The organism is Undibacterium sp. JH2W (assembly GCF_049340425.1).
Taxonomy (GTDB): domain Bacteria; phylum Pseudomonadota; class Gammaproteobacteria; order Burkholderiales; family Burkholderiaceae_D; genus Undibacterium.
Map to the genome: position 1 here is coordinate 1 of NZ_JBMPOT010000023.1, position 12,106 is coordinate 12,106.

Consider the following 12,106-nt stretch of genomic DNA (forward strand, 5'->3'; position numbering starts at 1 on the left):
ACGATTGTTAAGCGAACTCTCTTATCACCAGGGCGGCTGGCTGCCAGCAGTGCCAGTACGATCGGTGAAGTTGCGTTCAAATCTTTGCGTCCAGATGCGCGTATTCCAACGCAAAACCTCAAAATCGTCGCTCCTGCGCAGGCAGGAGCCTAGTGGCGTTCGTGGATCACAGCGATGTTGGATTTGATGAGAGGGGAGCAAAAACTAATACAGCAGGGAAGTTGAACGGCATGCGTAGTGCGGCATGCCGTTCACCTGCGTAACGAAGGCTGCTTACAAGTAGGCTTTCCTTTCTCTGTGAGGTCTTAAAGGATAAAAACTTGCACGTACAAATCCGTGTACAAGCAATCTTCCATCCGCTATGTCGAGAGGCCTTGAGGTTTTAAAATGAATACTCAGCCTTCAGCATTACAAAAGCCGGAGAGCAGAATTGCTGGCTCAGCTCTTAAAACAAGCCGCCAAACCTTTCCTGCAAACTAAGCCCATTTTTTTTGCTGTGCTCAGGATCCAGTGCCTGGCTCAGTAAGTCTTCAGCTGGTCTGAAGCAAGCCTGGTACAGGTCACGGCAAAGTCGGTAGGCCTCGTCGCCTAGCCAGCCTGCAGGGCGTAGTACCGGGGGCAAATTAGGGTCATGCAGTTGCGTGCGGCGGAAGCTGTGTATCAGCAGGCTACGGATAACAAAAGCAGCATGTTCAGGAAGATGCTGTCCTTGTACCAGTTTTTTTAGAGGTGAGAATACTTCAATAAAATTCTTGTAGGCGATATTCACTTCATCAAGTTGCCAGTGGCTGGCAATCAATGAGGGTAGTGGGCGGGCATTGGGCAAATTCAAATCGCTGGTACGACATACTGTGCATAATCCAGCAAAGCCGTTGCGCCCAAGCACATTCTGTAAGGCGGCAGTATCTGCCTGGGGATGGGCAAATACCCCGGCATTGATCATGCGAAAACCTTCCCACAGCAATTCTTTTTTCAGGCTGGCTTTATTGCCCGTTGATGCATCGTCACCGCTCATGATGACCAGTGTCCAGTAATGATCCCACTTGCCAGTATGGGGCACGTATACCCGCTTATAAGCATGCTGGAACCTGGCATAGCTAGCTGTCGCCAATTGATATGTGCTGCGCCGCCCATCCCGCTTGGCTTCCAGCCAGCCTTCTTCGGCCAGTCTGAACACGCTGGTACGTACTAATCTGTCATTAATTTCAAAATGACTCATTAATGAGATTAAACTACCTAGCCATATCGTGCCGCCATGCGGGGCAATGGCATCGCCGAATACCGTCATCACCAGAGATTTTGCTCTGGGCGGATTATTGGCGAGTTGCTGGTCTATCCAGGTTTGGATGGCAGTGCTAGTCTGCATGCGGCTGTGCGAGTATGTATATTGGTTGTTGTTTAGATTTTACCTATTGTGTAGCTCATCAAGAATGAAAATCCTGGTAAAAATCAAAATGATACAAAAAAACTTCAACGTCAATAAAAACTGTATCATATAATTGTTTGACGCAGATCAATCTTCCATGTTCGTATCTTCAGATGCCTAGGAGTGTTTCATGTATGCACAATTAGTCGAGACCGGCTTGAGCAAACTCAAAACTGCAGAAGAGTTGAGCGATGCCGAGCGCGCTTTTCAAGAACGCATTGATGCTGGTATCCGTATTGAAGCCAAAGACTGGATGCCAGACGCCTACAGAAAAACCCTGATACGGCAAATCTCCCAGCATGCGCATTCCGAAATCGTTGGTCAGCTGCCCGAAGGCAACTGGGTTACCCGCGCACCTACTTTAAAACGCAAAGCCATCTTGCTGGCAAAAATCCAGGATGAGGCAGGGCATGGTTTGTATCTTTACAGCGCTGCCGAAACCCTGGGTGTGTCACGCGATGAGCTGCTGGCCGACCTGCATTCCGGTAAAGCCAAGTATTCTAGCATCTTCAATTACCCAACCCTCAGTTGGGCGGATATGGGAGCGATAGGCTGGCTGGTTGATGGCTCAGCCATCATCAACCAGATACCTTTATGCCGTTGTTCTTACGGCCCGTATTCACGCGCCATGATACGCGTCTGCAAGGAAGAATCCTTCCACGCCCGCCAGGGTTACGACATCATGATGACACTGTGCCGTGGCACGGCAGAGCAGAAAGCCATGGCGCAAGATGCATTGAATCGTTACTGGTGGCCAGCGCTGATGATGTTTGGCCCCTCTGATGCTGCATCGGTTAATAGTGCCCAATCCGCTCAGTGGCGTATCAAGCTTTTTTCCAATGATGAGCTGCGCCAGCGCATGGTAGACCAGACTGTGCCGCAGATAGAATACCTGGGACTGCAACTGCCTGATCCTGCAATCAAATGGAATGAAGAACGTGGCCATTATGATTTTGGTGAAATCAATTGGGAAGAGTTTTACCAGGTCTTGAAAGGCAATGGCCCCTGTAACCGTGAACGCCTGCGTACCCGCGTCAAGGCGTATGACGATGGTGCATGGTTCCGTGATGCCTTGCAGGCACATGCAGATAAGCAGCAAGAAAATAAAAGAAGCGCATAAAAAAGTACATAAGAAGAAATAAGAGAGCAGGAGACAGATCATGAGCAAAGAATGGCCCTTATGGGAAGTATTCATCCGCAGCCAGCACGGCCTGGCGCACAAGCATGTAGGCAGCCTGCATGCACCGGATGCAGAAATGGCGATCAACCATGCGCGTGATGTCTATACGCGCCGCAATGAAGGCGTCAGCATCTGGGTGGTGAGAGCCGGTGATATTTCTGCCAGCAGCCCCGGCGATAAAGACGCCCTGTTTGAACCATCGAACAGCAAGGTCTATCGTCATCCAACCTTCTTCCCCATGCCGGATGAAGTCAAGAATTTGTAGTTGAACTCTTTCTATACATCATAGCCAACTAATTTCTGGAGAACTGAGATGTCAGAGGATAAGTTCAATCATGTTTTGCGTCTGGCAGACCATGCCATGATACTCAGCCAGCGCCTGTCGCAATGGTGTGGCAAAGGGCCTGCGCTGGAAGAAGACATGGCATTGACCAATGTTGCTCTTGACCTGATAGGCCAGGCGAGATTGTGGTACGCCTATGCGGCAGAACTGGAAGGCAAGGACCGTACAGAAGATGATCTGACGTTCTTGCGTGATGCCCACGACTTTCACAATTTTTTATTGCTCGAACAGCCAAACGGCACTTATGCCGATACCCTGATGCGGCAATTTTTATTTGATACCTGGCATTACCATTATCTGCAGGCACTGAAACAGTCCACTGATCAGCAGATTGCTGCCATCGCAGAAAAATCACTGAAAGAAGTCACTTACCATTTGCGTCGCAGTAGCGACCTGGTGGTACGTCTTGGTGATGGTACTGCATTGAGCCAGCAAATGATGCAGGCAGCTCTAGAAGAATTGTGGCGCTTCACTGGCGAAATGTTCATGGACGATGAGCTTGATATTGCCATGCACGCGTCAGGCTTAGCCCCATTGCCCTCCGAGTTGAAAGTCGCCTGGGATACCCATCTGGCCGATGTCATGCATGCCGCCACCTTACGGCTGCCGGATGCCAATAGCTGGATGCAAAAGGGCGGCAAGCAAGGTGTGCATACTGAACACATGGGCTACCTGCTGGCAGAAATGCAGTTCTTGCAGCGGGCCTATCCGGGGGCGCAATGGTAGTCTCATCAACTGATACGCCAGTTGCGAGTGCCGCTCAGATCTGGCAATGGCTGGGTGAGGTCAGTGACCCTGAAATTCCAGTCATTTCAGTAACGGACCTGGGCATTATCCGTGCAGTTGAATGGCAGGGAGGCGAATGTGTCATCACGATTACGCCCACTTATTCCGGTTGCCCGGCCATGGATGTGATTGCAGAAGAGATAGGCAAGACGTTACAGGCGTATGGCATCAAGCCACCCAGCATTGTTTATCAACTGTCACCCGCCTGGAGTACTGACTGGATGACAGAAGCTGGCAAGCAAAAGCTCAGCGGCTATGGCATCGCACCGCCACAGCAACAGGTTGTGGATATTTCCTCCATCCAGCGTTATCGCGAAGTACAGCCAGCCATCGCTTGCCCGCAATGTGGTTCTGCAGATACTCAATTGGTCAGCCAGTTTGGATCAACGGCCTGCAAGGCCCTGTATAAATGCAAGGCTTGCCTGGAACCCTTTGATTACTTCAAACCGCACTGAGCGCATAAGAAAAATAAAAGGAGACGACAATACATGAGCAAATTTTACCCGCTGACAGTCAGCCAGATACGGCCAGAAACCCGTGATGCCGTAGTCTTGAACTTTGCCGTTCCAGCCGATTTGCAGACGCAGTTTGTCTACCGTGAAGGACAACACCTGACCTTACGTGCAAAGATAGCAGGTGAAGATGTGCGGCGCTCGTACTCTATTTGTTCGGCTGTGCAGGATGGGCAGTTGCGGGTTGCCGTCAAGCGCGTACAGGGTGGCGTATTTTCCAGCTGGGTGCATGACAGCTTGCGCCCTGGTATGGAGATTGAAGTCATGCCTGCCATGGGGCATTTCAATTTTCCGCTGGCTGCTGAACACGAAAAACATTATCTGGCATTTGCAGCTGGCAGCGGCATCACGCCTTTGCTGTCCATCATCAAGACTACGTTGCAGGCAGAACCGTGCAGCAAATTCACCCTGGTGTATGGCAACCGGGCATCATCGACTGTCATGTTCAAGGAAGAACTGGCGGCACTGAAAGACAGCTATCTGCAACGCCTGAACCTGGTCTACATCATGAGCCGCGAGCAGCAGGATATAGACTTGTTCAATGGTCGCATCACCGCTGAAAAATGCCTGAATTTATTTGATCAATGGATACGCATAGAAGACATGGATGCCGCCTTCATCTGTGGGCCGGAAGGAATGATGCATGCCGTCAGCGCGGCCCTGCAACAGCGCGGGATGTCCAAAGAGCAGATCAAGGTCGAGTTGTTTGCCGCCAGCATACCGGCGCACCGACATGTCGCCAGCGCCCAACCTTTGCCAGGTAAATCATCCTGTGCCGTGACGATTATCATGGATGGTCATCACACGCATTTCGACATGGAAAAAGACAAGGAGTCTGTGCTGGATGCTGCTCTTAAGCTGGGGCATGATATGCGTTATTCCTGCAAGGGTGGTGTGTGTTCTACCTGCCGCTCCAAAGTCGTGGAAGGCAAGGTCGATATGGACAGGAATTATGCCCTGGAAGATTATGAAGTAGCACGTGGATTCGTGCTGACCTGCCAGAGCTTCCCGGTCAGCGATACCCTGACCCTGGATTTTGATAGCGAGAATTGAATGGACTATTCCCACATCCTGTTTCACATCAGTGACGGCATTGCCCATCTGACCCTGAACCGCCCTGAAAAACTGAATAGTTTCAACGTCGCCATGCATCTGGAAATACAGGATGCACTAGAAAAATTGCGGGCTGACGCTTCGGTACGCGTCATGGTATTAACCGGTGCTGGGCGCGGCTTTTGTGCGGGCCAGGATTTATCTGATCGCGCCGTGAAGGGAGACAATGCGGCAGATGGTGCGCCACCTGACCTGGGTGCATCCGTAGAAAAATATTATGCACCTTTGGTACTTGCCTTGCGGGCCTTGCCCATCCCGGTTATTTGCGCAGTGAATGGTGTAGCAGCTGGTGCTGGTGCCAACCTACCGCTGGCCTGCGACATCGTACTGGCCGCACGTTCAGCCAGTTTTGTTGAAGTGTTTTGCAAGCTGGGCCTGATACCTGATACCGGCGGCACTTATTTCCTGCCACGTGCTTTGGGTACTGCCAGAGCCATGGGTGCAGCCATGCTGGGCGGCAAAATCAGTGCGGAGCAGGCAGAGCAATGGGGGCTGATCTGGAAGTGTGTGGATGATGATCAATTGCAGGCTGAAGCCATGGCGATGGCCACGCATTTTGCATCTGCCCCGACCAAGGGCCTGGCCTTTACCAAGCAGGCAATCTATGCCAGCTCGCAGCATACTCTGGAGCAGCAACTGATATTGGAAACCAATATGATGCGTGAACTGGGGCAAAGTGAAGATTACCGTGAAGGTGTGGCTGCGTTTGTGGAGAAGCGCGCCCCCAATTTTGGAGGCAAGTAAGTTTGATCTGCCCAAGGAAAAGCATAGATGAGCACAGCAACCACGCAATTTGCTAAAGACAGCCAGCACATGGCAGAACTCACTGCCGCGGCCATGTTCGCCAGCGATGCTGCAACGCGCGGACTGGACATGCAGATAGTGCATGTAGCTGAAGGGACAGCAACACTCAGCATGTTGATCAGGCATGACATGCTGAACGGGCATAAGACCTGCCACGGCGGTTATTTGTTTACTCTGGCTGACAGCGCTTTTGCCTTTGCCTGCAATAGCCGCAATCAGGTGACTGTTGCTGCCGGCTGCAGCATAGAATTTCTGTCACCAGGGCGCGAAGGTGATGTCATCACCGCGACGGCGACAGAACAATCACTGACTGGCCGCACCGGCATTTACGATACGCGTCTGACTAATCAGCATGGCCAATTGATCGCGCTGTTCCGTGGCAAGTCGCATAAACTGAATGCGGAAGTTGTACCTGGTCTGGTATTGCAGGGAAACGCAATTCCAAATTGAACTTGTGTTTATCCATCAATCATAGAAAAGAAATCAGGATAAGTGAGCGGGAGACAAAACATGGCAGACAACACAGACAGAAAAACACACGTAAAAAAAACTGCGGGTCTGGATGCAATAGAAACAGCCAGCAAGGATGAACTTCAGGCGCTGCAATTGCAGCGCCTGAAATGGACCTTGCAACACGTCTATAACAACGTCCCGCATTACCGCAGCATTTTTGATGCGGCGGGCGTACACCCAGATGATTTGAAAACCCTGGCTGATCTGGCGAAGTTTCCTTTCACTGGCAAGAAGGATTTACGCGACAACTATCCCTTCGGCATGTTTGCCGTACCACGTGAAAAAGTGGTGAGGGTGCATGCATCCAGCGGCACCACAGGTAAACCGACGGTGGTTGGTTATACGCAAAAAGATATTGATCATTGGGCAGGCCTGGTGGCACGCTCTATCCGTGCTGCTGGTGGCCGTGCTGGTGATATCGTGCAAGTCTCTTACGGTTATGGCCTGTTCACCGGTGGCCTGGGTGCGCATTATGGCGCAGAGCGCCTCGGTTGTACTGTCATCCCCATGTCTGGTGGCCAGACAGAAAAACAGGTGCAACTGATACAGGATTTTCAACCATCCATTATCATGGTCACGCCTTCTTACATGCTCAATATCATAGAAGAAATGACGCGCCAGGGCATAGATGCCGCCAATACCTCCCTGCGGATAGGGATCTTTGGTGCCGAACCATGGACAGATGCCATGCGCGGTGAAATCGAAATGCGTGCCGGTATTGATGCCGTTGATATCTATGGTTTGTCAGAAGTCATGGGGCCAGGCGTCGCCAGTGAATGCATAGAAAGCAAAGATGGCCCAGTTATCTGGGAAGACCATTTTTATCCAGAGATCATCAATCCTGAAACTGGCGAAGTCTTGCCCGATGGCGAAGAAGGCGAACTGGTATTTACCTCACTGAGCAAGGAAGCTTTTCCCGTCATACGCTATCGTACCCGCGACCTGACACGCTTACTGCCACCGACTTCACGCGCCATGCGCCGCATGGGTAAAATCACAGGTCGCTCTGATGATATGCTCATCATCCGCGGTGTGAATTTATTCCCCACGCAAGTCGAAGAACTGATACTCAAGCACCCACAACTGGCACCGCAATATCAACTGGTAGTAACACGGGAAGGTCATATGGACAAGCTAGCTATCGTGGCAGAACTGCGGCCTGAAGTATCAGGCACTTTATCAGAACAGGATGTGAAGCAATTGCACCAGCAGCTTGAACACCACATCAAAACCTTTATTGGCGTCAGTTGTCATGTCAGCATACTGCCAGCCAACAGCATAGAACGCACCATGGTCGGCAAAGCCAGGCGTGTAGTGGATAATCGCCCAAAGACTTGAGCATTCAAAGTAAATAAAATAAAAGGAAGACAAAAATATGGAAGCATGGATATGCGATGCAGTCAGGACTCCATTCGCCCGCTACGGTGGTGCCATGGCCAGCATACGTACTGATGACCTGGCGGCCTTGCCGATCAAGGCATTGATGGAACGCAATGCCAGCGTAGACTGGAAAATGGTTGATGATGTGTACTATGGTTGTGCCAACCAGGCCGGCGAAGATAACCGCAATGTCGGTCGCATGGCTGCACTGCTGGCAGGCTTGCCGGTAGACGTGCCCGCCAATACCATCAACCGCCTGTGCGGTTCCAGCCTGGATGCCATAGGCATAGGCGGGCGTGCCATTAAATCAGGTGAAGCATCGCTGATCATCGCTGGTGGTGTAGAGAGCATGACGCGTGCACCCTTTGTCATGGCTAAGGCCGATAGTGCTTTTTCACGTGCAGCAAAAATAGAAGATACCACCATAGGCTGGCGTTTTGTGAATGCCTTGATGAAGGCAAAATACGGCATAGATTCCATGCCCGAAACCGCAGAAAACGTCGCCGAACAATTTGGCATCAACCGCGCTGACCAGGATGCCTTTGCCCTGCGCAGCCAGCAACGCTGGGCCGCAGCCCACGCTGCCGGTTTTTTTGCCGGAGAAATTATCCCCGTCAGTATCCCGCAAAAAAAGGGTGATGCCATTTTGTTCGCTGCCGATGAACATCCCCGTCCAGATACAGATATCGCCATGCTGACCCGTCTGAAAGGCGTAGTCAAGCCAGATGGTACAGTCACTGCTGGCAATGCATCTGGCGTCAATGACGGTGCCTGCGCTTTATTACTGGCTTCCGATACTGCAGTAAAACAGCATGGTCTGACACCACGTGCCCGTATCGTGGGTATGGCGACAGCTGGCCTGGCTCCACGCATCATGGGCTTTGGCCCTTCACCAGCAACACGTAAACTGCTGGCGCAAACAGGGCTGAGCCTGGCGCAGATGGATGTTATCGAACTTAATGAAGCCTTTGCGGCACAAGGTCTGGCAGTCACACGTGACCTTGGGCTGGCTGATGATGCAGCACATGTCAATCCAAATGGTGGAGCGATAGCAATAGGCCATCCATTGGGCGCATCTGGTGCGCGCCTGGTCACTACAGCACTGAATCAGCTGGAACGTATCAATGGCCGTTACGCCCTGTGTACCATGTGCATAGGCGTAGGGCAGGGTATTGCCCTCATCATAGAACGGGCCTGAAACTAAGGAAGCGGCATGACTATATATGCAATCGATGGCCTGATACCGGTGGTGCACCCCAGCGCCTATGTACATCCCAGCGCCACGCTGATAGGCGATGTGATCGTCGGGCCTGGCTGTTATATAGGCCCATCTGCCAGCTTGCGTGGTGATTTTGGCCGCATTGTTCTCGAAGAAGGTGCGAATGTGCAGGATACCTGCGTCATTCATGGCTTCCCCGATAGTGATACCGTGGTTGAGCAGGATGGGCATATCGGCCATGGCGCGGTATTGCATGGCTGCCGCATAGGTAAAAACGCCATGGTAGGTATGAATGCCGTGATCATGGACAAGGCAGTCATTGGTGAATCTTCGATTGTTGCTGCCATGTCCTTTGTCAAGGCCGGTATGGATGTGCCGCCACGCAGCCTGGTCATGGGTGCACCGGCACGCATTGCACGTATTTTGCGCGATGAAGAAATCGCCTGGAAGACCGAAGGCACGGCGCAATACCATGCACTCACCAGACGCTCACTCGCCAGCATGCAGGAAGTGGAAGCGTTGACTGCAGTCGAAGAAAACCGTCCACGCATTGCGCGGGCAGCAGGCTTGCCAATTTATGGCACCAAGTCTTGAGTCATTGATCTTTTAAATAAAGAGTAGCCCATGAAAATTTTGCAAAGCTGGATAGCCGGTGTATGGACAGGTACAGAAGCCCAACAAGTCTTGCATAGCGCCATTGATGGCAGTGCGATCTACGCCAGCCATGCCGAAGCACTGGACTTTGGTGCAGCGCTGACTTATGCAAGGCAGACTGGCCTGAAAAATTTGCTGGCGCTGGACTTTCAGCAACGTGCCGCCATCTTGCGCACTCTGGCCAAATACCTGACTGAACACAAGGAAGAGCTATACGCTATTTCATCTCACACCGGCGCAACCCGTAGCGATAGCTGGATAGATATAGAAGGTGGAGCGGGCACCGTATTTGCCTACGCCAGCATAGGCACGAATGAATTCCCATCTGGGAATGTGGTACACGAAGGCCCTGCCATGCTACTGGGTAAACAAGGGCATTTTTCTGGCACGCACATCCTGGTGCCGCGCCAGGGTGTGGCAGTACACATCAATGCATTCAATTTCCCAATCTGGGGTTTATTGGAAAAATTTGCGCCCAGCTTTTTGTCGGGCATGCCTTGCATCGTCAAACCGGCGACAGCGACCTCCTATCTGACCGAGGCACTGGTCAGGCAAATTCATGCCAGTGGTTTGCTGCCCGAAGGTAGTCTGCAACTGATCATAGGTTCCACTGGTAACTTGCTCGATCTACTGGAAGAAACTGATGTTGTCACCTTCACCGGTTCTGCTGCCACGGCAGCGCAGTTGAAGGCGCATCCAAATATCGTGCGTCGTTCCATCCCCTTCAATGCCGAAGCCGATTCACTGAATTGCGCAATACTGGGGCAGGATGTAGCGGCTGATGATGAAGAGCTGGATTTGTATGTCAAGGAAGTTGTGCGTGAAATGACAGCCAAGGCCGGGCAAAAATGTACCGCCATACGCAGGGCCATGGTGCCCGCTGCGCAACTGGATGTGGTGGCAGAAAAAATCCGCGCGAGACTGGAAAAAACCATCGTTGGCGACCCGCGTCTTGAAGGTGTACGCATGGGGCCGTTGGCCAGCCGCGCCCAGCAGCAAGATGTACTCGCCAGTATTGAGCAACTGGCAGCAGGCAATCAAATCATTTGTGGCGGCACAGTGCCTGCGCAATTGCAGGGTGAAGGGCTGGAGCAGGGTGCTTTTGTTTCACCAACCCTGATCGTCTGTCGCCAGCCTATGGAAAATTCAGCAGTGCACGAGATAGAAGCCTTTGGCCCGGTAACGACCCTGATGCCTTACAAGGATATGCAGGAAGCCCTGGCGCTGGCCGCAAAGGGCAACGGCAGCCTGGTCGCTACCTTGGTCACTAAAGACCCGCATATCGCGGCTATGGGGATACCGCATATGGCAGCACGCCATGGTCGCCTGATGATCTTGAATGCAGAATCAGCAGCAGAATCAACTGGCCATGGCTCGCCATTGCCGCAATTGAAGCATGGCGGTCCTGGCCGTGCTGGTGGTGGCGAAGAGCTGGGTGGTAGTAGGGCAGTCAAACATTATCTACAAAGAGCTGCTGTGCAGGGCTCACCTACCATGCTGGCAGCAGTGACGGCAGAACATGTGCGTGGTGCGGCCGTGCTGGAGTCTGACATTCATCCTTTCCGCCGTTATTTTGAAGACCTGCAGATAGGCATGTCCTTGCTGACCCACAGGCGCGCAGTCAGCGAAGCCGATATCGTTGCCTTCGGTGGCTTATCGGGTGATTTTTTCTACATGCATTTTGATGAGATCGCTGCCAAGGAAAGCCCTTTCGGCAAACGTATTGCGCATGGCTATTTCGTGCTGTCAGTTGCTGCCGGTTTATTTGTGTCCCCTGCACCTGGCCCTGTCCTGGCCAACTATGGCCTCGATACCCTGCGTTTCATCAAGCCGGTAGGCATAGGCGACACCATACGTGCACGCCTGACTTGCAAGCGCAAGACAGACAGGCAAAAGAAAGATGTCAAAGGTGTCGGGCAGGGCGTGGTGGCCTGGGATGTGGAAGTGACTAACCAGGATAATGAACTTGTGGCGTCCTACGATATTCTGACCCTGGTAGCTAAAAGACAGGAGTGAGTTTGCCTTATACGCGAGTCAATGTTAACTAAAATTTAATCTACTTGCTTTAGCGAAATATCATAAACCCATGCTTAAACATTGTGCATGGGTTTTTTTATTCCATTCACGGCATCGTTTTGTAAATATTGTTCAAAAGCAGTGCGTAATTGATGGATAA

General features: G+C 51.9%; 12 protein-coding genes. 11 read left to right on the forward strand and 1 reads right to left on the reverse strand.

The annotated features are described in order from the left end of the window. Window positions 1-445: 445 nt before the first annotated feature. Window positions 446-1,366, reverse strand: a complete 921-nt coding sequence (locus tag ACO0LC_RS25510; RefSeq protein ID WP_423008477.1) for a PaaX family transcriptional regulator C-terminal domain-containing protein — start codon at window positions 1,364-1,366, stop codon at window positions 446-448. A gap of 190 nt (window positions 1,367-1,556) precedes the next feature. On the opposite strand from ACO0LC_RS25510, the gene paaA reads away from it, so the two are divergent. Genes paaA through paaZ form a run of 11 tightly spaced genes read left to right on the forward strand, consistent with a single transcriptional unit; the run spans window position 1,557 to window position 11,946 of the window. Then, on the forward strand, window positions 1,557-2,546 hold the full coding sequence (gene paaA, locus ACO0LC_RS25515) for a 1,2-phenylacetyl-CoA epoxidase subunit PaaA (RefSeq protein ID WP_423008479.1): 990 nt from the start codon (window positions 1,557-1,559) through the stop codon (window positions 2,544-2,546). Window positions 2,547-2,586: 40 nt separating this feature from the next. Then, a complete protein-coding gene (gene paaB, locus ACO0LC_RS25520; RefSeq protein WP_423008481.1) occupies window positions 2,587-2,871 on the forward strand; it encodes a 1,2-phenylacetyl-CoA epoxidase subunit PaaB in 285 nt (94 codons plus the stop codon). Between the two features lie 48 nt (window positions 2,872-2,919). Beyond that, window positions 2,920-3,675 (forward strand): 1,2-phenylacetyl-CoA epoxidase subunit PaaC, encoded by a 756-nt coding sequence (paaC, locus tag ACO0LC_RS25525; RefSeq protein WP_423008483.1) that lies wholly within the window; start codon window positions 2,920-2,922, stop codon window positions 3,673-3,675. Then, the gene (gene paaD / locus ACO0LC_RS25530) at window positions 3,669-4,190 is read left to right on the forward strand and encodes a 1,2-phenylacetyl-CoA epoxidase subunit PaaD (protein WP_423008485.1); all 522 of its coding nucleotides are present in this window, start codon (window positions 3,669-3,671) and stop codon (window positions 4,188-4,190) included. Before paaC ends, paaD begins: the two co-directional genes overlap by 7 nt. Window positions 4,191-4,223: 33 nt before the next feature. Next, complete coding sequence (gene paaE / locus ACO0LC_RS25535; RefSeq protein ID WP_423008487.1) at window positions 4,224-5,300, forward strand: 1,2-phenylacetyl-CoA epoxidase subunit PaaE; 1,077 nt, start codon at window positions 4,224-4,226, stop codon at window positions 5,298-5,300. Then, window positions 5,301-6,104: a 2-(1,2-epoxy-1,2-dihydrophenyl)acetyl-CoA isomerase PaaG gene (gene paaG / locus ACO0LC_RS25540; protein WP_423008489.1), complete on the forward strand. Its 804-nt coding sequence runs from the start codon at window positions 5,301-5,303 to the stop codon at window positions 6,102-6,104. Between the two features lie 27 nt (window positions 6,105-6,131). Next, window positions 6,132-6,614, forward strand: coding sequence for a hydroxyphenylacetyl-CoA thioesterase PaaI (gene paaI, locus ACO0LC_RS25545; protein ID WP_423008491.1), 483 nt, complete (start codon window positions 6,132-6,134; stop codon window positions 6,612-6,614). 60 nt (window positions 6,615-6,674) lie between these two features. Beyond that, complete coding sequence (gene paaK / locus ACO0LC_RS25550; protein WP_423008493.1) at window positions 6,675-8,015, forward strand: phenylacetate--CoA ligase PaaK; 1,341 nt, start codon at window positions 6,675-6,677, stop codon at window positions 8,013-8,015. Between the two features lie 37 nt (window positions 8,016-8,052). Beyond that, window positions 8,053-9,255, forward strand: coding sequence for a 3-oxoadipyl-CoA thiolase (gene pcaF / locus ACO0LC_RS25555; RefSeq protein ID WP_423008495.1), 1,203 nt, complete (start codon window positions 8,053-8,055; stop codon window positions 9,253-9,255). Window positions 9,256-9,270: 15 nt separating this feature from the next. Beyond that, window positions 9,271-9,870 carry a phenylacetic acid degradation protein PaaY gene (locus ACO0LC_RS25560; RefSeq protein WP_423008497.1) on the forward strand — a complete coding sequence of 200 codons (600 nt, stop codon included), beginning with the start codon at window positions 9,271-9,273 and terminating at the stop codon, window positions 9,868-9,870. Between the two features lie 30 nt (window positions 9,871-9,900). Continuing rightward, window positions 9,901-11,946, forward strand: coding sequence for a phenylacetic acid degradation bifunctional protein PaaZ (gene paaZ / locus ACO0LC_RS25565; RefSeq protein ID WP_423008499.1), 2,046 nt, complete (start codon window positions 9,901-9,903; stop codon window positions 11,944-11,946). Window positions 11,947-12,106: the final 160 nt, after the last annotated feature.

Excerpts from the sequence above, each read along its gene's own strand:
- paaG (WP_423008489.1), top strand. The coding sequence starts at position 5,301 with ATGGACTATTCCCACATCCTGTTTCACATCAGTGACGGCATTGCCCAT.
- paaE (WP_423008487.1), top strand. The coding sequence starts at position 4,224 with ATGAGCAAATTTTACCCGCTGACAGTCAGCCAGATACGGCCAGAAACC.
- ACO0LC_RS25510 (WP_423008477.1), bottom strand. The coding sequence starts at position 1,366 with ATGCAGACTAGCACTGCCATCCAAACCTGGATAGACCAGCAACTCGCC.
- paaZ (WP_423008499.1), top strand. The coding sequence starts at position 9,901 with ATGAAAATTTTGCAAAGCTGGATAGCCGGTGTATGGACAGGTACAGAA.
- paaK (WP_423008493.1), top strand. The coding sequence starts at position 6,675 with ATGGCAGACAACACAGACAGAAAAACACACGTAAAAAAAACTGCGGGT.
- paaD (WP_423008485.1), top strand. The coding sequence starts at position 3,669 with ATGGTAGTCTCATCAACTGATACGCCAGTTGCGAGTGCCGCTCAGATC.
- paaA (WP_423008479.1), top strand. The coding sequence starts at position 1,557 with ATGTATGCACAATTAGTCGAGACCGGCTTGAGCAAACTCAAAACTGCA.
- paaC (WP_423008483.1), top strand. The coding sequence starts at position 2,920 with ATGTCAGAGGATAAGTTCAATCATGTTTTGCGTCTGGCAGACCATGCC.
- ACO0LC_RS25560 (WP_423008497.1), top strand. The coding sequence starts at position 9,271 with ATGACTATATATGCAATCGATGGCCTGATACCGGTGGTGCACCCCAGC.
- paaI (WP_423008491.1), top strand. The coding sequence starts at position 6,132 with ATGAGCACAGCAACCACGCAATTTGCTAAAGACAGCCAGCACATGGCA.
- pcaF (WP_423008495.1), top strand. The coding sequence starts at position 8,053 with ATGGAAGCATGGATATGCGATGCAGTCAGGACTCCATTCGCCCGCTAC.
- paaB (WP_423008481.1), top strand. The coding sequence starts at position 2,587 with ATGAGCAAAGAATGGCCCTTATGGGAAGTATTCATCCGCAGCCAGCAC.